General features: G+C 61.6%; 28 protein-coding genes and 3 pseudogenes. 24 read left to right on the forward strand and 7 right to left on the reverse strand.

From position 1 onward, the window contains the following. Positions 1-39: 39 nt before the first annotated feature. Entirely contained in the window at positions 40-573 is a 534-nt protein-coding gene (locus KVY23_RS13580) for an HPP family protein (RefSeq protein ID WP_230556959.1), read from the reverse strand. A 106-nt stretch (positions 574-679) separates the two neighbouring features. Between KVY23_RS13580 and KVY23_RS13585 the strand changes: the two genes are divergently transcribed. The 3 genes from KVY23_RS13585 (at position 680) to KVY23_RS13595 (ending at position 2,677) form a co-directional block, all read left to right on the forward strand. Then, positions 680-1,276, forward strand: a complete 597-nt coding sequence (locus KVY23_RS13585) for an ABATE domain-containing protein (protein WP_230556963.1) — start codon at positions 680-682, stop codon at positions 1,274-1,276. A 119-nt stretch (positions 1,277-1,395) separates the two neighbouring features. Continuing rightward, entirely contained in the window at positions 1,396-2,205 is an 810-nt protein-coding gene (locus KVY23_RS13590; protein ID WP_230556965.1) for an endonuclease/exonuclease/phosphatase family protein, read from the forward strand. A gap of 55 nt (positions 2,206-2,260) precedes the next feature. Next, a complete protein-coding gene (locus KVY23_RS13595; RefSeq protein WP_268995111.1) occupies positions 2,261-2,677 on the forward strand; it encodes a GNAT family N-acetyltransferase in 417 nt (138 codons plus the stop codon). A 123-nt stretch (positions 2,678-2,800) separates the two neighbouring features. Here the strand turns inward: KVY23_RS13595 and KVY23_RS13600 are convergent, their stop codons facing one another. Then, the gene (locus KVY23_RS13600; RefSeq protein WP_230556973.1) at positions 2,801-3,226 is read right to left on the reverse strand and encodes an SgcJ/EcaC family oxidoreductase; all 426 of its coding nucleotides are present in this window, start codon (positions 3,224-3,226) and stop codon (positions 2,801-2,803) included. Between the two features lie 66 nt (positions 3,227-3,292). Here KVY23_RS13600 and KVY23_RS13605 point away from each other — a divergent pair, with 66 nt between their 5' ends. From KVY23_RS13605 to KVY23_RS13650, 10 genes are all read left to right on the forward strand, one after another. Further along, positions 3,293-4,255, forward strand: a complete 963-nt coding sequence (locus KVY23_RS13605; protein WP_230556975.1) for an SMI1/KNR4 family protein — start codon at positions 3,293-3,295, stop codon at positions 4,253-4,255. Positions 4,256-4,349: 94 nt separating this feature from the next. Continuing rightward, complete coding sequence (locus tag KVY23_RS13610) at positions 4,350-4,721, forward strand: SdpI family protein (RefSeq protein ID WP_230556977.1); 372 nt, start codon at positions 4,350-4,352, stop codon at positions 4,719-4,721. 84 nt (positions 4,722-4,805) lie between these two features. Then, positions 4,806-5,432 carry a DUF1109 domain-containing protein gene (locus KVY23_RS13615; protein WP_230556979.1) on the forward strand — a complete coding sequence of 209 codons (627 nt, stop codon included), beginning with the start codon at positions 4,806-4,808 and terminating at the stop codon, positions 5,430-5,432. Positions 5,433-5,849: 417 nt separating this feature from the next. Beyond that, positions 5,850-6,860 (forward strand): hypothetical protein, encoded by a 1,011-nt coding sequence (locus KVY23_RS13620; protein WP_230556982.1) that lies wholly within the window; start codon positions 5,850-5,852, stop codon positions 6,858-6,860. 155 nt (positions 6,861-7,015) lie between these two features. Next, entirely contained in the window at positions 7,016-7,570 is a 555-nt protein-coding gene (locus tag KVY23_RS13625) for a DUF2716 domain-containing protein (RefSeq protein WP_230556984.1), read from the forward strand. Positions 7,571-7,830: 260 nt separating this feature from the next. Next, complete coding sequence (locus KVY23_RS13630) at positions 7,831-8,847, forward strand: hypothetical protein (protein ID WP_230556987.1); 1,017 nt, start codon at positions 7,831-7,833, stop codon at positions 8,845-8,847. Between the two features lie 689 nt (positions 8,848-9,536). After that, a complete protein-coding gene (locus tag KVY23_RS13635) occupies positions 9,537-9,866 on the forward strand; it encodes a PadR family transcriptional regulator (protein WP_230556989.1) in 330 nt (109 codons plus the stop codon). Beyond that, positions 9,866-10,231 (forward strand): DUF1048 domain-containing protein, encoded by a 366-nt coding sequence (locus tag KVY23_RS13640; RefSeq protein WP_230557103.1) that lies wholly within the window; start codon positions 9,866-9,868, stop codon positions 10,229-10,231. Before KVY23_RS13635 ends, KVY23_RS13640 begins: the two co-directional genes overlap by 1 nt. Then, positions 10,228-11,019 (forward strand): ABC transporter ATP-binding protein, encoded by a 792-nt coding sequence (locus KVY23_RS13645; RefSeq protein ID WP_075838088.1) that lies wholly within the window; start codon positions 10,228-10,230, stop codon positions 11,017-11,019. The genes KVY23_RS13640 and KVY23_RS13645 overlap by 4 nt, the downstream gene beginning before the upstream one ends. After that, a complete protein-coding gene (locus KVY23_RS13650; protein WP_230556991.1) occupies positions 11,016-11,780 on the forward strand; it encodes an ABC transporter permease in 765 nt (254 codons plus the stop codon). The genes KVY23_RS13645 and KVY23_RS13650 overlap by 4 nt, the downstream gene beginning before the upstream one ends. Before the next feature lie 189 nt (positions 11,781-11,969). Here KVY23_RS13650 and KVY23_RS13655 read toward each other — a convergent pair whose 3' ends face one another. After that, positions 11,970-12,611: a DUF6518 family protein gene (locus tag KVY23_RS13655; RefSeq protein WP_230556992.1), complete on the reverse strand. Its 642-nt coding sequence runs from the start codon at positions 12,609-12,611 to the stop codon at positions 11,970-11,972. Positions 12,612-12,836: 225 nt separating this feature from the next. Between KVY23_RS13655 and KVY23_RS13660 the strand changes: the two genes are divergently transcribed. After that, entirely contained in the window at positions 12,837-13,328 is a 492-nt protein-coding gene (locus KVY23_RS13660) for a DinB family protein (RefSeq protein WP_230556994.1), read from the forward strand. An 88-nt stretch (positions 13,329-13,416) separates the two neighbouring features. On the opposite strand, the gene KVY23_RS13665 is transcribed toward KVY23_RS13660, so the two are convergent. Next, positions 13,417-13,812: a RidA family protein gene (locus tag KVY23_RS13665; protein ID WP_230556995.1), complete on the reverse strand. Its 396-nt coding sequence runs from the start codon at positions 13,810-13,812 to the stop codon at positions 13,417-13,419. A 90-nt stretch (positions 13,813-13,902) separates the two neighbouring features. Here KVY23_RS13665 and KVY23_RS13670 point away from each other — a divergent pair, with 90 nt between their 5' ends. Then, positions 13,903-14,871: a YafY family protein gene (locus KVY23_RS13670; protein ID WP_230556996.1), complete on the forward strand. Its 969-nt coding sequence runs from the start codon at positions 13,903-13,905 to the stop codon at positions 14,869-14,871. 135 nt (positions 14,872-15,006) lie between these two features. Here KVY23_RS13670 and KVY23_RS13675 read toward each other — a convergent pair whose 3' ends face one another. Further along, complete coding sequence (locus tag KVY23_RS13675) at positions 15,007-15,696, reverse strand: TetR/AcrR family transcriptional regulator (RefSeq protein WP_230556997.1); 690 nt, start codon at positions 15,694-15,696, stop codon at positions 15,007-15,009. A 57-nt stretch (positions 15,697-15,753) separates the two neighbouring features. On the opposite strand from KVY23_RS13675, the pseudogene KVY23_RS25280 reads away from it, so the two are divergent. Both KVY23_RS25280 and KVY23_RS25285 read left to right on the forward strand, forming a co-directional pair. Continuing rightward, positions 15,754-16,224: pseudogene (locus tag KVY23_RS25280) on the forward strand (DUF4386 domain-containing protein); the annotation flags it as partial. Positions 16,225-16,243: 19 nt separating this feature from the next. Then, a complete protein-coding gene (locus KVY23_RS25285) occupies positions 16,244-16,426 on the forward strand; it encodes a hypothetical protein (protein WP_363324682.1) in 183 nt (60 codons plus the stop codon). 738 nt (positions 16,427-17,164) lie between these two features. Here KVY23_RS25285 and KVY23_RS13680 read toward each other — a convergent pair. After that, positions 17,165-17,518 (reverse strand): NADPH-dependent FMN reductase, encoded by a 354-nt coding sequence (locus KVY23_RS13680; RefSeq protein WP_230556998.1) that lies wholly within the window; start codon positions 17,516-17,518, stop codon positions 17,165-17,167. A gap of 247 nt (positions 17,519-17,765) precedes the next feature. Between KVY23_RS13680 and KVY23_RS24925 the strand changes: the two genes are divergently transcribed. From KVY23_RS24925 to KVY23_RS25120, 5 genes and pseudogenes are all read left to right on the forward strand, one after another. Beyond that, positions 17,766-17,891 (forward strand): hypothetical protein, encoded by a 126-nt coding sequence (locus KVY23_RS24925; protein WP_268995094.1) that lies wholly within the window; start codon positions 17,766-17,768, stop codon positions 17,889-17,891. A 220-nt stretch (positions 17,892-18,111) separates the two neighbouring features. Then, positions 18,112-18,246: a hypothetical protein gene (locus KVY23_RS24930; RefSeq protein ID WP_268995095.1), complete on the forward strand. Its 135-nt coding sequence runs from the start codon at positions 18,112-18,114 to the stop codon at positions 18,244-18,246. A 69-nt stretch (positions 18,247-18,315) separates the two neighbouring features. After that, positions 18,316-18,528, forward strand: a pseudogene (locus KVY23_RS24935) (epoxide hydrolase N-terminal domain-containing protein); the annotation flags it as partial. Between the two features lie 76 nt (positions 18,529-18,604). Continuing rightward, a pseudogene (locus tag KVY23_RS25115) lies at positions 18,605-18,976 on the forward strand (alpha/beta fold hydrolase); the annotation flags it as partial. A 34-nt stretch (positions 18,977-19,010) separates the two neighbouring features. Next, the gene (locus KVY23_RS25120) at positions 19,011-19,514 is read left to right on the forward strand and encodes a hypothetical protein (RefSeq protein WP_230557110.1); all 504 of its coding nucleotides are present in this window, start codon (positions 19,011-19,013) and stop codon (positions 19,512-19,514) included. Positions 19,515-19,525: 11 nt separating this feature from the next. On the opposite strand, the gene KVY23_RS13695 is transcribed toward KVY23_RS25120, so the two are convergent. Then, positions 19,526-20,110, reverse strand: a complete 585-nt coding sequence (locus KVY23_RS13695) for a maleylpyruvate isomerase family mycothiol-dependent enzyme (protein ID WP_230556999.1) — start codon at positions 20,108-20,110, stop codon at positions 19,526-19,528. Positions 20,111-20,293: 183 nt separating this feature from the next. Between KVY23_RS13695 and KVY23_RS13700 the strand changes: the two genes are divergently transcribed. Both KVY23_RS13700 and KVY23_RS13705 read left to right on the forward strand, forming a co-directional pair. Next, positions 20,294-20,734 (forward strand): MarR family winged helix-turn-helix transcriptional regulator, encoded by a 441-nt coding sequence (locus tag KVY23_RS13700; protein ID WP_230557000.1) that lies wholly within the window; start codon positions 20,294-20,296, stop codon positions 20,732-20,734. Between the two features lie 438 nt (positions 20,735-21,172). Next, positions 21,173-21,586 (forward strand): hypothetical protein, encoded by a 414-nt coding sequence (locus KVY23_RS13705; RefSeq protein WP_230557001.1) that lies wholly within the window; start codon positions 21,173-21,175, stop codon positions 21,584-21,586. Positions 21,587-21,644: the final 58 nt, after the last annotated feature.

Below are 21,644 nucleotides of genomic sequence, written 5' to 3' on the forward strand. Positions count from 1 at the left end.
ATCCGAGGTTGACGTAGCAACGGTGACTGACGCGCACAATCACCAGAGATAGACCGGGTACGCCGTCTTGTTCACGCGGTGCGCGGACGCTCCGACGATCACCAGTAGCAGCGCTGATACGGCTACAAGGACGACGAACTCCCAACCAGCAACAGCCGTTCCGGTGGTGCCGATGACTGCGGTCGCTGCAGCTGGGGAATGCGCCATCCGCGCAAGCATCATTGCGCCCAGTGCGAGGGCACCCGACAGCGCCCCCGCCCACAGGGCACTGCCTACCGCGAGGCCCACAAGGACGCCCACGAGTGCGGAGATCACCTGTCCCCCGATCACGTTCCGTGGCTGCGAGAGTGGCAGCTGCGGCGCTCCCGCGACCAGCGCCATACTCGCGGCGAGCGGGGGAATCAAGAATGGCTCGGACGTCAGTTCTGTCAGTCCTGCCAGGACCAACAACGCTACCGCACTCGCGGCAGTGGCAACCGCGACGGCTTGCGTGCTACTCCGCGGCGGAGCAGAACTCGCCACCAAGGCGCGTAGCCGACCAGTGCCCGACTTTGCGGTGACTTCAGTGCGCATGCAGACTCCCGAGTTGTCGACTAATGGTCATGGCATTAGTTCACCACAGGCGTAGGCTAACGGCAAACCAATTAGCATCGTTCACATCGCGGAGGCGCACCAGCCGATGACCCGAGCCCAAGAAATCGACGACGGCGTCCTCCTCCGACCGTTCGAGTCACTTGCAACCAATTTCCTCAGCAGCCGCTACTACAACGGCCGTCAGATCGTCGACCTCCTCGACACAGCGGAGCAGGCAGAACACTGGATGCGCGTCCTGCGGGCGGCACTCAGCGGGCCCAGCCCATTCTTGCCGGACAAGACACAGTTGGATAACCTGCGAGTCAACCGGTTTCAGATCGAAGCTCTCTACGAGAAGACGGTCAACGAAACACTGGACGATCCGGATGTCGTCGCCTTCAACGACACCCTCGGCGCCCTGCACTTCTCCCCGCGCCTACGCGTCGGTGGAACCGGTAGCGTCGACATCTCGTGGCTACGCAGCGACACCGCCGACATTGCATCCGACCTGATCGCCGCGGTTTCGGTCGCGGCGATCGACACAATCACCGGGCCACGATCGCGGCTACTTCGCAGATGCCACGCCCCCCGCTGCGTGCTGTACTTCACCCAATTCGACTCACGGCAGCATTGGTGCAGCAATGTTTGCGGGAATCGCGCGAGAGTCGCTCGCGCATCGGAGAACAAGCGACGTTCGACGTGACAGTTGCCGCGTTTCCGCTAGCCCGAACAGCCGCCCGGTGTCGTGTCTGCGGCCACCCGGGTGATCGGCACTCTTTGATGACCAAGACGACAGGGAAGGATCGGGGCTACGTTGGGCCCATGAAGGTGGTGTCGGTTAATGCCTGGGGTGGCGCGATGTTCGATGCACTGATCCCTTGGCTGAGAGAGGTCGATGCGGACATCGTGTGCCTGCAGGAGGTGACTCGCACCTCCGGCGCATCTGGTTGGGCGACGTTCACCGATGGTGAGCGGACGCTTCCGCAGCGGTTGAATCTACTTCGCGACGTCTCGTCCGCATTTGCCGGCTATCAGCCGTACTTCGTGGCGAACGATGCAGGCCCAGTCACCGATGACGACGGCGTTGAGTGGCGGCAGGACTTCGGAATTGCGACATGGGTCCGCGATGACATCCCAGTGGTTGGCATCGATGCGCGAAATGTTCACTCCACGTTCGTCGATCATTCGGAATGGGGCATCGATGACCGCCCACGCTCTGCGCTGACCCTAACCGTGCGAGATCGCCTCGGTGACAGAAACGTATCAGTGATTCAACTTCACGGACTTCGCGACTCTGCCGGCAAGCAGGACACACCTGCACGTTTCGATCAAGCAAAACGACTGGCGCAAGTTGTCGAGCACGTTCGGTCGGATAGCGAGATCGTCGTGCTGTGCGGCGACCTCAACCTCCTGCCGAGTAGCGAAACGTTCGCCGTGTTAGGGGAACTAGGAATGGTCGATCTGGTCGGACACGCCGACACTCGGGCGTCGAGCTACCGCAAGCCTGTTCGCAGCGCCAGCTACTTGCTCGTTTCGTCGACGGACGTGGTTCGCAGCTTCGAGGTTGTCACGGAGCCCGAGGTGTCGGATCACCGCGCGCTCCTGCTGGAGCTGCACAAACGTGAACGTTGACATCCGCCCCAGCTCGCCTCATGACCCCGACGCTGTGCAACTTGTTCACAAGTACATGACGGAGGTCGCTTCTCGCTGGTACGGGCGGCCTGCAGAGGACCATGAAGTGGCTCGCGCGCTTTCCGAAGAGCCCGCAACCGATTTGGAGGATCCCACTGGCTGCTTCGCGGTGACGTATGTCAGGGGCACTCCGGTTGGTGTCGGTGGGGTGCGCTTCGTCGATGAGCATATTGCAGAATTGACGAAAGTGTTCACCGTCCCCTCAGTACGTGGCCTGGGTATCGGAACGGCGATGCTCAACCACCTCGAGCGCGTAGCGGTCGCGAAAGGACGCCGGACGATCCGACTCGACACGAGATCTGATCTCTCGGAGGCATGCCAGTTGTACGAACGGCGAGGATACGAGAGAGTCGCACCGTTCAACGATGCGCAGTACTCGGATCGTTGGTACCTGCGTCGCTACGGGGAATGAGAAGTTTCCGAGCGCTCGACGAGTGATGACATGCTGGCGGTTGAAAGGCCGGAGCAAGGTGTACGGCCGACGGTGCCCAGGAGAGTCGCTGAGGTTGCACTTGCAGTGCCCGCGACATGCGAATCACGGAACTGGAACGGCCGTGTTCTGGCCGCACGCGATGAGCCACTGCCCCTCGCGTCGGCACCAGATATAGCTGGGAAGTCCTTCTTGGCGCGGCAACAACGGATCACCACTTGCGTTCAGGTACTCCTGGTGCACCGCGGTCAGAGCGATATTCGGGGCAATGAACCTGACGTGTTCCACGTCGTAGCGCACGGTGCCGTCGGCGAATGCTCCCGGCAGTACCTTCCTCGTGAACGCAGCGATGGCTGCCCGGCCAATGAGCCGCACACCCCCGGCACTCACCCACACCGCATCGGCGTCGAACAGAGCCAGGAAGCCGTCGACGTCCTCCATCCGTTGGACGTGCTCGAGCTCCGCCACACGCTCGACTAACTCCTGCACATCGTCGTTGAACTGACCTTCGGGTGTGATCGATATCGTCATGCTGACATTGCAATTCATCAAGTGCACTCGAGGTCAAGCGTCCGGCAAGTGGCTAGAGTTTCGAGTATGACGCTCGCCGACGCGTGGAACGCGTACATGTCATTGCTGCACGACCGTGCACCCGCAACCGCGGCCTCTATCCGTCCACCACGCGCCATCGCCGACCGGACGGCTGCCGAGGCGGCAACTACACCGTGGACCGCGGAGCTCCGCGAATTCTTTGCACTGCATGACGGCCAGAACGATTCGAACGGGCCAGACGACTACGTAGGCACAGTATTTCCCGATCTGACTCTGATGTCCCTCGAGGAGGTGCTGTACAAACACAAGCTTTGCCGCGAGAACCTCCATCCGATCGACGATCTGGGCGACGACTGGCCAGAGGTCGTTCGCACCCAATCGGCCGGCGAAACGGCTGAGATGTTTCTCGACTTCTACGTGCCTTTCGCCGAAGACGGCGCGGGCGACTTTTTCTACGTCGACACTCGACCGGGAGACCTGCAGGGATGCGTCCGCTACTTCGCTGCCGAAGCCGCCGACCAGGGCCAAGCAGCCTACGACTCCCTGACGGACTATCTGACCGCGGTTCGTGTCGCCGTCGAGAAGGGGTCGGACCTGTACGGCTTGGTCCCAACTGTTCGAGATGGAGCGCTGATCTGGGAGTTTCAGCTGCCTGAGCGACATGATCCAGTGCCGAACTTGGTGAACGCTGTTCTTAACCTACCGTTCACCCCCATCGATTTTCTACCTTCGCAGGTGTCTGATGCAGACGATCTGATCGATCTGAACGTTGTGAAGCGGAAGGTGATGGACACTGCGCGATCGATGCACCCCGGAGCGATCGTGGACGACGCACAGACGGTCTACCAGCGTGTACCTCGGCAACGCGGAGCGAACATGAACTGGTGGGTTCGGATCAATGGAGCTGAGGCCGTCTACACGACGTTCGTGACCGGAGACGCGGATGAAGTGATCGTGGTCGAGACACCCCTCGGAGGGTACGAAATAATGATCGGTGAACAACAATGAAGACGTCGGGCTCGATCCCCCATTGCCGCGCACACTTGAGACGCCCCCTGTCAGGAATAGCGGTAGCGTCAGATTCTGTCGATAGGGCTGGGTAGTGGAGTCATCTGATTTGCTGGGGCTGACGATCTCGCTGACTCTGTCGATGCTCCTCATCGCGTTCGTCGCTGGTCTCATGCCGCGTCTCGTCGGTGACGAACCGAATTCCGTTGTGGGCATTCGCACGAAGGCGACGACGTCGAGTCCCGAAGCGTGGCAGTTGGCCCATCAGGTTGCGCGGCCGTTTCTGCTCCGGACGGTGTGGACAGCCGTTGCGGGATTGTGCATGCAAGTCGTGATCGGCGTCGTGGCAGGTTTCGGATCCGTGGCGTCAGCCGTCACTGCCACGGCCGTTTTTCTAGCAGTGTGCATCGTCCTGATCTACGCAGGGCTGAAGGGCAACACCGCAGCGAAGTCCTTGCGGTGTTGATCCAGTCCTTCCCCAACACTCTCCAATCCTGTCCGATGTCGACTGATTCTGTTCGCTGGGATGACTCACGAATAGGCTCACTGCATGCGATCAGGCAAGGCACGAGAGGCACGAGGATCGGCTGACGCGCAGTCGGTGCATAGGCCGGCCAAAGCGCCCGGCCCGATCCTCTTGGTGTTGACCACAGTGACCGTCGCCGTGTGGCTCTGCCTGCACTACAATTTCTGGCCATCGCCGTTCGGCCGACATACCTGGGCGGATCCGCTACTGGCGGCACTAGCGGCCGTCGCGACGTTCGTCGTCCTGGCTACAGTCTGGGCGATCAAGACTCTCTACGTCGTCGGGCAAGATCAACGCTGGTCGTGGTGGATTCTTCCCGCACCGGTGGTGGTCGCAGCGGCAGCTGCGAGCATGATCTTGGCTCCTCCCCCGACATTCTCCGATGTGCGCGACGAGTTCGAGGTGGTAGCGCGCGAACTCAGCGACACACCCGAAAGCTCTGTCGAAAAATTCGAGATCGGTCCTTTCGACATCCGCTCCGCGCGGTCGACTTCTTCGGGCTCGGTCTACTTCTTCGACAACGACAGCATGTTCAACACCACATCAGGCTGGGTGTATTCACCGGACGGTCGACCATCGGGTTTCGACGACTCCACTGCAACACACCTCGACGGGCCGTGGTACCAGTTCAAGACCGTGTGGCGCGACTGAACGACCAGTCGGCGCAATAGTAGTCAATCTGGACGATATCCGCGGCTCGGCCCCTACCGTGTACATCGACGGATACAACCTGGCCATCGACGGCCTCCTTCGCCTTCCGGAAATCGAAGCCTGGCCAGCACACGCCGATCAAGTAGTGTCCGTCGCCATCACTCCCCAGACTTCCGAACACGATCCGGGCCGTCGCCGCCGGGCTCGGCCAGCCGGACCTCGAGTGGATAGACAACGACGAGACCGTGGAGCGCTCGTAGTCGTGGTCGCGGCCAAGCGCGGCGAGTTCGGCACATTCTCGCGCGGGGGCACGGCCTACGAGAGCTGGCAGCACTAGCCGACGGCGAAGGGCAGGGCCCGCTTCTCGTGAAGAGGAGATGCGAGATGCGACCTCCGAAGGAGCGCTAGGCTGCGGCAATGACGGCCTGGATCGAAGTCCTCAAAGCCCTGACCGATGGACCGAATCTACCGGTCCGAGGCAGCATCTACGAAGTGCGAGCCGAAGGTACTCCAGAGTCGTTTGGACACGAACCGGGCCACAGCGGCGGAGGTTCGATGCTGGCGGTGCCGGACACCGGGTGTCGTGTCTGGCTGCAGGGGCGTCGAGTTCGTGTCGAGAACGTCGATGGCAACCCCATCTTCATCAGCGATGGTAGTCGCGCCTGGGACTTCACCGGCCATGTCGACCGACCCCGTGTCGGTTCGCTCGCTCGGGTTGTCTATCTCGGCCCCAGCCAGTTCCTACTGCAACGTCGAAGCACGGCCGAATGGACCGGCAGTGATTTTGCTCAACCCGTGGACCAGGTCGAGACGACAGATTTTGCTGGCCGTCGTTGTTGGACCGTGCGACTCGCACCGCCAACCGGGAAGCCGCATCCACTACGCATCTGGGTCGACATCGAATCCGGCCAGATGCTCGCGAACCGCCTCGAGGAGACCGGAGTGGGTTCAGAGTTCGTAGACTTGGTGGTCGGTGAGCCCTTGGATGAGACGCTGTTCGTCTGGGACGGCCCCGCCTACACGTCCGAGCAGTATCAACAGATTCTCCGAGACGAGCGTAGGGAACATCAACTACAGCAGGCGCAATGGTTCGCCGAGAATGTAACGGCGACGGCGTTGACTACCCGCGTACCGATCGACTTCACCCCGGTCGACGCTCGCGAAACCGACCCGGACACGGGCGGATTCGATGCACAGAACCGCAGTACGATGCTATCTCGCCGCCGTCGCCGCACGGAGGGTTGGGACCCGAAATGGGGAATACTGCACTATGCATGGTCCACACCGGAGTGGGATTGGGCCGCAGGAGCGAGAGAAGTCGATCTTGACGACGCTGCCGTCGACGAACTTCAACAGAGGCTGCACCCCAGTGAACCCGTGGACCGTGTGCGAAGAATCGATCCCGCGGGACGACCGCGTCGTCGGTGAGCAGTAAGCGCTCGAAGACAAGATGTCGCTCCTCTGGCGATCTGGCGGCATTCCGGGGACAAGGATGCGCTGGATCTGTGGAAGTTGTTGAAAACAACGCACATTCCGTCGAAAATTAGTTCGCTTCAACCGTGCAAATGACGGACGATGGAGCGATGTCGACCAAACTGACCAAGGATTTCGGGTCGCCACTTCCGATTGGGTGGACTGCGCTCGATCACAGTGCGCAAACGAAGCACTGGACCACCTTCGAAAGCAAGTACGGCTTCCGGCCCGGAACGAAACCAGCATCGTGGCCGGCCATCGCTGAACCGACCCCCTCGATGACATTCGACCTCGACTGGCACAGCTTCTCCACACTGGCATCCTCGGCCGCGCGAGTCGACGCCGTAAACGCCGAAGCCCTCCGCTGCTTTGTTACCGAATTCGCCGACGACCCCGCTTTCGTGGTGCTCGACTGGCAACACACCTGTTACAGCTTCAACGCAGAAGCACACGCCAGCGCCGCCGAGGATGCCGAGTGGCGCGTTCCTGTCTACCCGAACGGCGACTACTACATATTCGCTCGCGACGGGTTCGATGAAGGAACATTCGGCCACCCGTGGGAACGCACGCTATGCATCTTCGGACCGCGGATGGTTGCAACCTTGGGCCGCACGCTGGCGACCTGGCTTCCTACAGTCCGTATCGACGGCTGCATGGTCGAATAGCGGGCCAGATGGAGCGGTAATTCTCACGTTGTCCGGTGATCGACGCAAAATGACCTCCCACTTGCCGGTACGCCTCACCGATCCCTCTACCGGCGTGCCTCTTTCGCAGCTCGGACCGCTCAGCTCGTCACCGAGATGGCCCTGTACCGAGCGCCGTCCTGGCTTTCGTCAGGGCACTTCGCGCTCGACGCCATCGCCATCGAGTCGGAACACTCGATTTCGCCACAGATGCACCCAGTGACCGTCGTAGTCTTGCCTGCATGCATCGGCAACGGGCGCGTCGAAGATTCGGTGTTTTAGCAGTGGTCCTGGTGTTGGCGATCGTTGGTTGCTCGTCGGTGTTGAGCTTCAGGGAAAGCATGAAGGACTCCTTCCCCGACGATGCAGTAATTGTCGACCATCCAGATTGCTGGCTCCCAGACATCCGCGCCCAGCTGGAGGAGTTAACCGAATGGAACACCGGTAGTCCACCGCCTACGGTGCCGCGCGGGTATCCGCCCTCAGCGTTCGGCACAGTGGCAGTCGTTCGGTGCGAACGCGGTCAAGACGTCTCTGGATCCCTGACTATCGATACTGTCCGACTCGGCGGCGATATCGCCGCCGTCGTCGATGCGTTCCGGACTCCGTCGAGGCGATTCACAGACGAAAATACGACGGTGAGTTGCGCCATCCGTGAGTGGTCACCTGCAGGCCTGTGGTTCGTCGACGCCACCGGGCGGGCGATCCGTCCGCAATGGCCGCTGCATCCATGCGGCTTCTTGCCTGACCCGTCAGCGCCACTTGCCGCTTTGAACGAGATCGCACGAACCAAGGAACCCGTCGAAGGTGTGTCTGCTGACAACCCCGGACGCTGCCAGCCGTCATACGGTCCGCCTTTCACCGTCACCTCACAGGAAGATGTCGATGGGGCAGCGGCGAGGGAAGATCAACGCCCGGAATTCGTTCCGGGCCAAAGCGCATTGGCCACCCCGATTGCCAACGTCGGGCGGCTACAGGTGTGCCGTATCGAATCCTCACCCGAGGGCTTCGTCGAAGAGTCGCGTACGCGGTTGACGTTGACAGACAGCAGACAGCTCATGCGGGCCGTAGCAGAGAGCTCAATTGCGCCTCCCTGCAACGAGGTTGCCAGCCGCATCGCCGAGGTCGAACTGCGCCGACCCGACGGATCCGGGGGCACACCCCTATCGGCCGAACTCGACGGTTGCCGCCGAGTCGCATTTGGCGGATACCGAGCGATTCCGGTCGAGATGACCAACCTGTTGATCTCCGCTGAGTGACCGCGACTTGTGCCTGGTTCGAAGCAGCAACGTGCAAACCTACTGCGCGTTTGACGGGCGTCCACTTCTGAAGACCAGCAACGAGATCGCCACGACAGTGATACCCAGAACCAGCAGCAGTGTTGCCGTCCAGTCCACGACGAACGTAGTGCTTCTCTCGCCGGTCTCCGCCCACTCGATGGTGCATCTAGCGGTGGGTAGAGGCAGGGGTGCTCGGCTGGAATCCAAGGTCGCCGACGAGGCGTAGGAGGGTTCGCGGTCTGCGCACAAGTTCGCAGGCGCGATGAGAATAAACGCGAAAAAGCAGATCACTGACCCCACCAAGACGCCTAGGAAGCTCTCGATCCATCGCATTGGGCCAACGCCTTTCAGGTTGCGGTCATGTGCGATCTGCCGCGCACCAAGCCAAGATGGCAGCAACGAACCGCATGAGCAGTAGGCGAGAAGTCCTCCGTCATCGAACCATAGTCGCTCGCCGAATGGGCCTGGCTGCATCACCGATACGTCGAAGTTGCGGCTCTCGCGGCACGGTGGTCCCTACCCTCTGGCAAACAGGTGGCCCACCTCTCCAAGTCCGGCAACTCAGCACGGAGCATCAGACACGGTCGCTATTCTCTCTTGCTGACTACCGGTACTCAGTGTTACTTTGTACCGGTAGTCAGCGTCACAGACTAGACCGAAGGTGAGTGATGGGCAATCAGACGACGGAGATGCTCAAGGGCACCCTCGAGGGGATCGTCCTTGCAATTCTTGCCAAGCAGCCGGCATACGGCTACGAAATCACGGCAATGTTGCGGGAGCGGGGGTTCTCGGATCTGGCCGAAGGCACCGTCTACGCCTTGCTCGTCCGAGTCGAGCAGCGGGGCTTCGTGGATGTGGAGAAGGTCCCCTCGGAGAAGGGGCCGCCACGGAAAGTGTTCTCGATCAACAGGCAAGGGCGCGAACAACTCGACGAGTTCTGGAGGACATGGAGCTTCCTCGCAGAACGTATCGAACAGCTCCACGAAGGAGAGAAGTGATGGTACCCAACTGGATCGAGACTTTCACCGGATCGTTCGAACAGAAGAAGCAATACAAGCAGTACCAAGCACGCATCGATGCCCTTCCAGAACCGTACGCCGCCACCGCGAAAGCGCTTCAGCGCTATCTCATGTACTACGGCAGCCTCACGAACGGTGCGACCCTCGTCACGATGACGGGCGATTTGGTCGACCTGTGGGAGCGAGCCGCCGTAGACGGCACTCCGGTACGCAAGATCGTAGGCGAGGACCCGGTCGATTTCGCCGAGACGTTCGCCCAGGCGTATAGCGGCGCGCAGTGGATCGACAAAGAACGCGTCCGCCTGACCAAGGCCATCGAGGACGCGGAACGAGGGCAGCAATGACAACGGGTGTAGCGATCCGGGTGCAGGGCTTGGAGAAGTCGTACAAAGACCTTCCGGTCCTGCGCGGCGTCGACTTCGACGTGGCGTCGGGCAGCATCTTTGCCCTGCTCGGTTCGAACGGATCCGGCAAGACCACAGTAGTGAAGATCCTCGCCACCCTGCTCAGACAGGACGCCGGAACAGCCACCATCAACGAGTTCGACCTCGTCACACAACCCCAGCATGTGCGCGAATCAATCGGTCTCACTGGACAATTCGCAGCCGTCGACGAGATCCTCAGTGGGCGAGAGAATCTCGTACTGATCGCACAGCTACGACACCAAAAGCACCCGGGCAAGATCGCCGACGAGCTGCTCGATCGCTTCGCATTGACCGAGGCCGGTGACCGGAAAGCGTCGACCTACTCGGGTGGAATGCGCCGTCGTCTCGACATTGCGATGAGTCTGATCGGGAATCCCCCGGTGATATTCCTCGACGAACCGACCACCGGACTCGACCCCCAGGGGCGCATCGAGGTGTGGCAGACGGTGAAGGAACTCGCCGACAACGGAACAACAGTGCTGCTGACGACACAGCACTTGGAAGAGGCCGAGCAACTCGCCGACCGGATCGCGATCCTCCACCAGGGCCGAATAGTCGTGAACGGCACCCTCGCCGAACTCTCGGCCTTGCTGCCGCCCGCGAAAGTGGAGTACGTAGAGAAGAAGCCCACCCTCGAAGAAATCTTCCTCGCAATCGTCAGCGACGACAGCGCAGGTAACACCACGAACAGCGAGGGAAGGTCATGACGACGACGTATACGTACGCGGACACCGTGGTCCTGACGAGGCGTTCGCTGCGCCACGTCCTGCGCAGCCCCGACACCATCACCACCACGGCGATCACCCCCGTCGCGCTCATGTTGCTGTTCGTCTACGTTTTCGGCGGCGCGATCGACACCGGATCGGAGTCGAATCTGAACTTCATGCTGCCCGGCATCCTGCTCATCACGATCGCATCGGGCATCGCCTACACCTCCTACCGGCTCTTCATGGACATGCAGGGCGGGATCTTCGAGCGATTCCAGTCCATGCCCATCACCCGATCCAGCGCGCTGTGGGCGCACGTACTGACCTCGCTGGTCGCAAACGCGACCTCGATGGTAATCGTCATCGGCGTCGCCCTCATCATGGGCTTCCGCACAGGTGCCAGTGTTCTGGCGTGGCTCGCGGTCGCAGGCATCCTGATCATGTTCACCCTGGCCCTGACATGGGTCGCGGTGATTGCCGGACTCTCTGCGAAAAACATTGACGGTGCATGCGGTTTCGCTTATCCGCTCATCTTCCTACCGTTCGTCAGCTCCGCGTTCGTACCCACCGACACCATGCCCGGCCCGGTTTCGTGGTTCGCCGAGAACCAGCCCGTGACCTCCATCGTCGACACGATCCGCGCGCTGTTCGCACAGCAGCCAGTGGGCAACGACATCTGGATCGCCCTCGGCTGGTGCATCGGCATTCTCGCCGTCGCCTACGCCGCAGCGACGGCCATCTACAAGAGCAAGATCAGCTAGCCAGGTCGCTCCGTCAGCTTGCACCATCGGACGCCTGCAGAATTTGTTCACCCTCTCCGCTCGCAAGGAATTCTTCCCCGACGACATCCCAATCGGTGCTGCCCGGCCAGCTCGTCAACGCTCTCGCGGATGCCGATCGAACAACCTCGGCTGATCCTGGATCAATCCCGGCTTCGCGGCTCGAGGTGACTATGTGCTCCAGAAATGACAGGCACATGGAAAGCGCGGTGGCGTGCAGGTGTGCGTAAACTGCCTGCGCCGGTGCCGGATCAGCACCGCGCCCGCCCCCACCACCCCAGCTACGACGAGAACCACGCCAGCGGCCACACTGGCCACGCGACCGGGCCACGGCATGATCGTAGGAACGCTGAACATGTCCAGATAGAACGGCTCGAGCATCGCCCCGGCGGGGACGACGAGACTCGCAAGCAATCCCCATGGTCCACTGCGTCGCGCTGCAGCCCCAATCAGACCCAATGGGCCGCCCGCGACAAGCGCTAGCGCGAACCACATTTGGTTCCCCGCCCACACGGTGGCATCGAACATCCCGAACAGCCGACCGACACCGTAATGCACCAGCAGAGCCATCAGACTCGCCACGATGCCCGCCGCAAATGCTTGCAGCGGACGGCGGACGAGCCAGCCGGCCAGGATCGGGAGTCCAGCCCACACGGCCCCTGAATTCGCCAACTTGCTGATTATCGAGCGCACAGCCAACAGTGTGTTGGACTCAGCAGACAACTGGCTTACGCTCGTGACGTTCGAGGCCAGCGACACAAGGGCCACGGCAACCGCAGCTGCCACGACAAGCCCCCACCACCGTCGCGCCACAAGCGGATGTTACACAGGTATCGTTACATTCGCTCAGGACATCGAGACCTCGCCGCGAGTAGGGCGAGCCGCAATTGGCGATTCATCGCTGCGGCTGCGCGCTGGCATTCGACGCCTGGATTGCATTCCGCATCATCACAGGCCGCTTCCTCCGCGGAAATACCGTTCATTTGTCGAACCTGACCCCCACCTCGCACGTCAACCGCAAGACATCGGAGAAAACACATGCTCGGCAAGACACTCACAACTGGCCCCGAACGCGCAATCATCGAAAACATGCTGGACCACAATCGTGAAGCTCTCATCGAGACAGTACGCGGCTTATCCGAAGCCGACGCCCATCGACGACTCGTCGCGTCGCTCACAACACCGATATCGTTGATCAAGCACGCTGCGGCTGCCGAACGCATTTGGTTTCAACGGTTTTGGGCTGGACTCAGCGAATCCGACTGCGACGGGTATTCGCGCCGCGACGAGGGCACCTTCGCCGTCACCGACGACGAGTCGCTGGCCGACGTCATCGTCGAGTTCGAAAGCGCCAGTCAGCGATCACGCGAGATCGCAGCGCGTTTCGAACTCGACGACACCACGCACGATGCCCAACAGGGAACCTTCAGCATGCGATGGACCCTGCTACTCATGATTCAAGAATTCGCCAGGCACGCGGGGCACGGTGACATTCTGCGCGAGCAGATCGATCAACCGCTGGACCGCTGATCCCATCAACCAAGCGCGACTGGGAGCAAGCCTCGAGGCGTGCGCGAGGCACCGAATTGCAGCACACGTTCAACAAAGCGGGGGCAGATCACATGACGGCGGTTCCTTCGAGCTCGACCATCTGGCCGGGGATGGCGAGCCTGACTACCCCGAGCATCGTGGTGGTGGGGGCCACTCCGGCGGCCCCGATACGCGCCGCCAACACCCCGTAATGAGGGAAGAGCGCATCGACGTCGGTGGTGTAAACATTCAGCCGGACGAGGTTCGCCAGGCCCATTCCGGCCTGGCCGAGCACTGCCTCCATGTTGTCGAGACTCAACGCCAACTGTGCGGCCATATCGCCATCGTACTGCGGCCGACCGTCACTGCTCATTGCTGTCTGACCCGAGATGAAGAGCGTTCGAGTATGACCCGAGACGACCTCGCCCTGGTTGAAGCCCATCTCCGCCGACCAGTCCACCGGATTGACTGCAGTTCGTTCCATAACGACTCGATCCCTTCTTTTGGTTGATGAGACGAGCTTGTCAGCGAATCACGACACCTTGTGTCATGTTTTTCGGATAGAATTTCTCAGGTGCGCGCCGATCGGCTGGTTTCGCTTGTCCTCCTGCTGCGCCAACGTGGCAAAATGTCTGCGGACGCGCTGGCCCGCGAGCTCGATGTATCGACTCGAACGGTGCTGCGTGACATCGAGGCCTTGTCGACCGCAGGGGTTCCGGTCCATGCCGAACGCGGTCGACACGGTGGTTTCGCGCTGCTGCCGGGCTTCCGCACCGAGCTCACCGGTTTGAACCACGACGAGGCTTTGGCCCTGCTGACCGCGGGATCGAGCCAACAGATCTTCGGTCTCAGCGCAGCCCTGGCGTCAGCCCTGCGCAAGGTGGTCGACGCGCTGCCTGACAGCAATCGCCTCTCAGCGCACGACGCCGCGCAGCGATTGCTCATCGAACCCGAGACGGACCTGCTCTCACGTCGGCAGACCAACGAGGAAATCCCGGCCGCGATACTGAACGAGGTCCGAAACGCAGTGCTCGCCGGGCGCAAGCTGCGCATCCTGTACGCGTCACCGGACCGAGACCCGACCTGGCGCACAGTGGATCCACTCGGCCTGGTCACCGTGCGCGGCAAGGGCTACCTGCTGACCACGACGGATGGCGCAGATCGAACCTATCGCCTGTCACGAATTGCGGATGCCGAGGAGCTCGCCGAACCTGCCGAGCGAACGGGCACCGTCGACCTGGAACAACTATGGCAACAACGCAGTACACGATTTCGATCCGGCGGCGATCAAGTGGCGGTGGGGCTTCGACTGAACCCGGCGCGGAGGGAGGAACTGTTGGCAACCGCGTTGGCCGTACTCGCCGAGGCAGTCGACGCCGAGGGGTGGCTGCGGATGGAGGTGACTTTCCAAGACTCCAGGCATGCCGAATGGGCGCTCTGGCAACTCGGTCTCGACGCGGAGGCACTGTCCCCGAAGTCGTTGCGTACCGCCATGTTCGAGCGGGCGAGCAAGATTGCTCAACGCTACGAAGATTCGTCATGACAGCTGGAAAGACATCGTTGATGTTGACGAGTGCGGTTGGGCGTGGTGCGATTTGCGAACTGCCGTCCCCGAGTCCTTCGTGTCCGACACCGTACTCGGAGAACCGAATTCGACTGATATCTGCGCAGCAGCTGACTAGCAAGCACTGTCGGAACTCCACCCCGAGGCGTGCAACCGTTCGACGCCGTCGAGCCACAGGTCGAGGGCGAACTCGAACTCGAGTTGGTCGTCGCACCCGGGTCCGACAACGGTGTCACTGTTGTGTGCGGCTGCGGCCGCAACCTCGGCGAGGCCGGGGTAGTGCTCGGCCAGACCCTCCGGGATCGCCGCGGCGGAGTCAGGTCCGGGCGGAGGCGCGGGAAACACATCGTGGGTGAATCCCCACATGCGACTACCCAGTGCGTGCAACGCGTGGTGAACCAGATCGGCAGACAATCCTCCGGCGAGCAACGCGGTGGCGAGAGCGTCGATGTGCATCAGCGCCGACGCCGGCGGCGCGGTCCTGGACTCGATAGCCGCCGCAGCCCACGGATGTTCCAGCAAGGACCGGCGAGCGGCCAGAACTTGCGCCCGCACGTCGTTCTTCCAGCCGTCCGGGGTGACAGGCCTGTCGATCGCCTCCAGAATCAGCTCGACCATCCCATCCAAGACTGCATCGCGATTGGCTACGTGCCGGTATAGGGCCATCGGAGCGACGCCGAGGTGCGCCGCGAGGCGCCGCATCGACACGCCGTCGAGGCCGTCTCGGTCAGCAACATCCACCGCGGCACGGAGGACACGGCTGCGACTCAGACCCACACTCGCCCCAACCGGCCTCGTTGACATGTGTACAGCGTACGCCTATCTTGTGTGTACACCGTACGCACGATGAGGAGTCACGCTATGAGTCGACCGAACGAACGGCTGGCAGGAGTCCTCCTTCTCGCCGGAATCATCACTGCGCTTGCCTCGACTGCACTCTCCCAAGGTCATACCGCGCCACCCGACGGCCTCGCCGGGATCGCTGACAACCGCGGGCGGTTGCTCCTGGCCGCCACGCTGCAAGTCGCCACGGCCATGGGCGCTGTCGGCATCGCGTTGGCGCTCTACCCAGCCATCCGGCGGCACTACCCGACTCTTGGAGTCAGCTCTGTTGCCTTCCGAGGTGTCGAAGCGACCTTTCACGCGGTGGCCGCACTCGGTCTGATGGTGCTGGTCGGCCTCAGCCATCCCGGCGCTGGCCTACTTGCATCGGACTCGGCAATGGCGTTGGGCGCATTGGAGATTGCTCGGAACGCAGCCACCTACGTGATCTCGGTGATCGCTTTCGCGATCGGCTCGATGTTGTACTACGTCGCGATGTACCGAGCCCGACTCGTGCCGCGCTGGCTGGCTGGCTGGCTGGGGGATTGGCGGGAGCATAGCCATCCTCGTCACCGCTGGCGGAGTCTGCGTCTTGTCCGACGACTTCGCCCTCCGAGGTGCCGGGCAGCTCCTTGCATTACCGATTGCCTTGCAGGAAATCGTGCTCGCAGCCTGGCTCCTCGTCCGCGGGCTCAGGCACGACGGCGGTTGAGTAGCAGGGAGCTTCCGATGTCGGACCGATCAGTCGATGCCCGGGATGAACCCCGGAAGGCAAAGTGTCCCGGTCCGCCGCCGGGGAGTCCGGCAGTCGTCGAACCCGGGTGTTCAGGTCCAGTTCGACCAGCTTGTGGGGGTTGCCATCGCTGTCCGCCTGCCAACATTCGAGCAACACTCCGTGAAATCCGGTGCAGACCATCCAAGTACTGTTGCCGTACAGCGAGGTCAATCGGTTCTCACTGACGAACGGGTACGCGCTAACGGCGATCGCGCTCGAGTAGTCGATTCAGGAAATCTGCAGCCTGTTCGGAGTTGCGAGCGGTAATCACCGTCCGCCTTCCACCCTTCCTGTTGATACTCAATCCCGCGCCTGAGCGCAGTACTACAGCCGAGTCACCCATACCGTTGAACCGAAGTCCCCATCCGGCCCAATCCCGCAGAGGACGGACGTCGACCACCGCCGCGCTATCAATATCCGCTGTCGCAACCGATATCCGAGGCCAAGCATATGTAGAGCGTATTTCCACTTCGTGTTCGTTGATCTCGACAAACCAGAATGATAGCGATCCTGCTATGGCCATCGCGACGACGAGTCCAATCAACGGCCAGTTGCTTTCCAGAACAACGAAAACAGCAACTGCGATAGTCAGCACCGAAAGAACTGCCGCCAACTTTCGGCTTCCGGCGCTCCCGCGCCAGTACTCACCCTCGCCGTGGGCAGCGGACCTCTTGCTCACTTCACGGCCTCGACATGTCGAACCGGTGCAACTGTCGCGGCGGTTGCGTCAGCGATGAATGCCGGCTTCGCGACGAGCTCGGCGTCGACGTCCGCACGAGCCAGCGGAGTCAACCTGCACGCAGCGTTGACGAAGTCTACTCCGGTGTACTCGAGCACAACCCGAAGCGATTCGTGCGCACCCGAGGCTTGCGTAGCATTCGACGAAACACCGAGCCAAGCAACGGGTTTGTCGACCGTTTCCATTCCGCCGACGGTCCAGTCGAACAGGTTCTTGATGGACCCAGGTAGCGCACCGGCATACAAACCCTCAGCCTCGACGTCGGGGTTGAAATGACGCAGGTCGTTCATTCCCCGATATATCTCCGCACACCAACCCGCGGGTAGAGCCGTCGCGGCTGTGTTGATCGCAGCCGTGTTACTGGATCCGTTCCGGAGGGAGCCTGACAGCAGGAGCAGAGACTTGCCGAACATGAGACCCTTTCGACGAATGAAACGGAGCATAGAGCGCGTTCGAGTTCAACTCTGCGCGATACGAACCCTGGCCGTCAATGACACCTGGCCAGAATCAGACGATCTTCACGCTGCGAGGAGCGAGATGCGCACGACAACGATGGGCACAGCAGGCTGGACGGTACCTGTTCAAGGGCTGGGATGCATGCGGATGGGCGAGCATGACAGACCCGAGGGCGACGCGGAGGCGGCCGACGCGTCGAGGAAATGATCCCCGTATGCGCCGAACGTGGGTGGGAGTTGACCCCTATTCTCTTCAGGCACAAGGACTCCTGAACGCACCCAAGGCGCAGTCCCAACTAGCCCGGATCTCCCCGGCCTACGCCACACTGCCTGGGCTGCTGGCGGAAGTCGGCCGCAAACACCGCGCATGGCCGGGCCAGATCGCGCTTGCCTGGGTGCAGCAGCGAGCCCAGGTGTAGGGCAGCTCGGTGACCCCCATTCCGGGAACCACGCGGATGCTGCACCTCGAAGAGAACATCGCCGCTCTCGACATCACTTTGGACGCCAAGGACCTCGATCGACTCGACGTGCGCACCATTGGCGGGAATGGTTGGAGACTCTGAATCGGCTGCTGACTCACTGGATTCGAATTGAGGTCCGTAACTGACCGCAATTGCAGCGAGGCTGGCGTCATGACCATCTCCGACGCGATCGACCCATACCGCATCGCCATCAACGAAAACCTCCTCGACGATCTACACGAGCGTCTCCGACGTTCCCGGTTTCCCGAGCCGCTGCCCGCCGACGATTGGAACACTGGCGTCCCCAGTACTTATCTGCGCCAACTGGTCGACTACTGGCTCAACGAATTCGACTGGCGCGAAGCCGAAGCCGAGCTCAACGACATCCCTCAGTACCGCACCCTGATCGACGGAACTCCGATCCACTTCCTGCACGTACGCTCACCCGAAACCGGACGCGTTGCCGCTTGTCCTCACCCATGGATGGCCAGGATCGTTCGTAGAATTCGTCGATCTTCTTGGGCCGTTGAGCGATCCACGACGGTTCGGGGGCGATCCGGCCGACGCCTTTCACGTTGTCGTGCCGACGCTTCCAGGTTTCGGCTTCTCCACCCCACTTGGTGACGAAGGTTGGGACACTGACCGCATAGCTCGCTGCTGGATCGAACTGATGAACCGACTCGGCTACCACAAGTTCGGTGTCCAGGGCGGAGACATCGGTGCGAGCGTATCGCCGGCAATCGGTCGTGCAGCGCCAGACCGGGTGGTCGGAGTCCACGTCAACGGTAGCATCGGGATGCCCGTCGAAGAGGTGTCCGACGAGGAACTCAGTTCCATGACGGACCTCGAACGTGACCGTGTGAATCGTGTCCAGGCCTTCATGCGCGACGAGTTCGGATACATCGCCATCCAAGCGACACGACCCAGCAACGATCGGGGCATCGTTGGTCGATTCTCCCGTCGGTCTCCTCGCCTGGATCGTCGAAAAGTTCAAAGCGTGGACGCACCCACCCGAGGCCCTACCAGACGAGATCATCGGGCGAGATCGATTGTTGACCAACGTAATGCTGTATTGGGCCACCGCTTCCGCGGGTTCGGCCGCGTACGTCGGGTATGCCCAGAACGTTTGGGAACCGACCCCACAGTCGTCAGGCACACCGACAGGGGTCGTCATGTTCGCGCACGATGTCGGAATCCGGCAAATCGCTGAGCGCGGAAACAACATCACGATGTGGACAGATGTTCCAGATCGAGGCGGACACTTCGCGGCCCTCGAAGAACCCAGTATCCTGACAGGACACATCCGCGAGTTCTTCCGAACAGTTCGTGCCCAAGGAGGATCGTCGGGACAGGTCGGTGGACCGCATTGAACGGGGTCCGGTCAGATCACCAGCTGCGACATCCGACCACCTTCGGCAACGGGCATTCGCCCCGACATCCTGAGTGCACAATGCCAAATCGCGTCGACATCCCCGAGCGGAGACTGCAACATCGACTCGACGATCCGTCGGGCTACATCCGAAGCCGGTTGGTAGGAGAATCCCATTGCGCTCGCTAAATCCCAAGTATGAAGAACTGTTTCGTTCACCTGATTCTCATACACAGCACCAACCGTGACGTCGACGTCGTCCATATTGATGCGCAACTCGGCGTCGGAAACGGACGCAAAGGCGTACTCCATCCGTCGAGCCGCCTGGCGGTATCGCTCTTCGAACCCGCCCCCGTACAGGTTTGCTGACGCATCAAGATCCGATCTCGCTATCGCGTCAGCCCGCAGAGGGTCGAGAACTACCGATTCTTGAGCAACAGCTGCAGCGATGTCGGAGTTTCGGCCGATGAGATGCAGATACAGGTCGCCGACATCCCAGGCAGGCACTGGCGTTGACTGGCGAAGATCGCCTTGGGTCACCTCGGACAAGAATTCGGCGAGGGTTTCAGTAGCGGCGTGGAGGGTGGAGACGTCCATGGAGTGACCCTTCCGGCACAGCCAGCACGACTCACCCGACTGCCCGGCGCGGGTGTCGTCGAGATACGAAGAACTGGCTAGGTGTGAATTAACGTGAAAGCGCAAACTGACAACGGGACTATCCTCTACCGCCGTAGATGAATTATCCGTCTACTACGGTAGACGATTTGTGGAAGGCTGTCCATGACTGGTTCCCGAAATGCCCCGGGCGACGAGCCCGACCTCGCCGCTCTCATCTTCCGTGTGCTGCCGCGCCTCGGAGCGTTGGAGGAGCCCGTCCTACGCGACGCAGGCCTTTCGATGTGGGAGTACGCGATTCTGACCGAGGTCGCCTCGGGCGCCGCTGTGTCCCAAAAGGAGCTCTCGCGCCGGACACGCCGTGATCCCACCCGGTTGGGTCGGCATCTGGACGAGTTGGTTTCGCGAGGGCTCGTTGGTCGAGAACGTTCGCAAGACCAACGCCAGCGCACCGTCGAGATAACCGACACCGGACAGTCGCTGCTCGATACGGTCCGCGGGCGAATCAGAACAGTCGAGGACGAGCTTCTCCACACAGCCTTGCCAGAAAGCGATGCAACGCGCCTCCGGGACCTCCTGGCTAAGCTTGCCGCTGCTTGCGAATGAGGGCGGATGACGCCGCCAGCCGATTTCGCGTCGGCGGCGTTTGCTTCCCCAGACGACTGACGGTGGGCGCCGGCGTATTCAATCAAACGCGCTCGGAGAAGTCGAGACCGAATCCCGCTGGCGCGCTAGCATTATCGATGACGCAGAACCGGTTTCCTCCAGTGTCGGCCAGAACCACGAGGTCCGCTCCCTCCGGGTAGTCCCATTCGAGGCTGCGCACGCCTAACGGGATCAAGCGGTCGACCTCAGCTTGCTAGCCTGCGGCACGCATACGAGCGACTCACGGCACCGCGACGCTCATGCCCGCGAGCAGAGCGTCAAGAATCGCACGGGCATGCTCTAGTCGCGCTGAGCTAGGTAGAATTCTGCAGGTTGTACGTCTCCCGTCATACCACCCCAAGTGAGTTTTGGCGGCACGCCGACGATACGGACCAGCAAGTGCGCGCCGCCGCCCACGAGACTCGCCTATTCGGGCTCCAGGGGTGGGACGGGCAGGTCATGGTAGGCGACTGGGAATGGCAGAACGAACGATTGATGACGGCCGGTCTCGCACACGGCACCCCTGACGATGACATCTCGGTCCAGATCCTCACCGTCGCCGGGGACCCTCACCCTGAAGCTGTGCGAAGTATCAGTCGAGCAACTGGGGTCTCGCCACTGGAGCCAGGCTACGAATCCAAACGTGAAGCAATCCGCGATGCCCCCGGTGACGTACTCTCGATTTTGGTCGACGGTGCCCCTGTCGAGTTCACAATGTGGGGAGGCCCAAGCAGATGGTGGGCCGCCGGTGACGTCAACGACGCCGGCGTCATGATCGAAAGCCGCGACATCCGATCGAACGGGTTCATCTGATCGAGATCGCCGATGTCGAGGCGTACCTTTCGGAAAGGCATCAATACCTCCGCGCCTG

Origin of the sequence: Rhodococcus sp. I2R (assembly GCF_020889545.1) — a bacterium.
Lineage (GTDB): Bacteria > Actinomycetota > Actinomycetes > Mycobacteriales > Mycobacteriaceae > Rhodococcoides.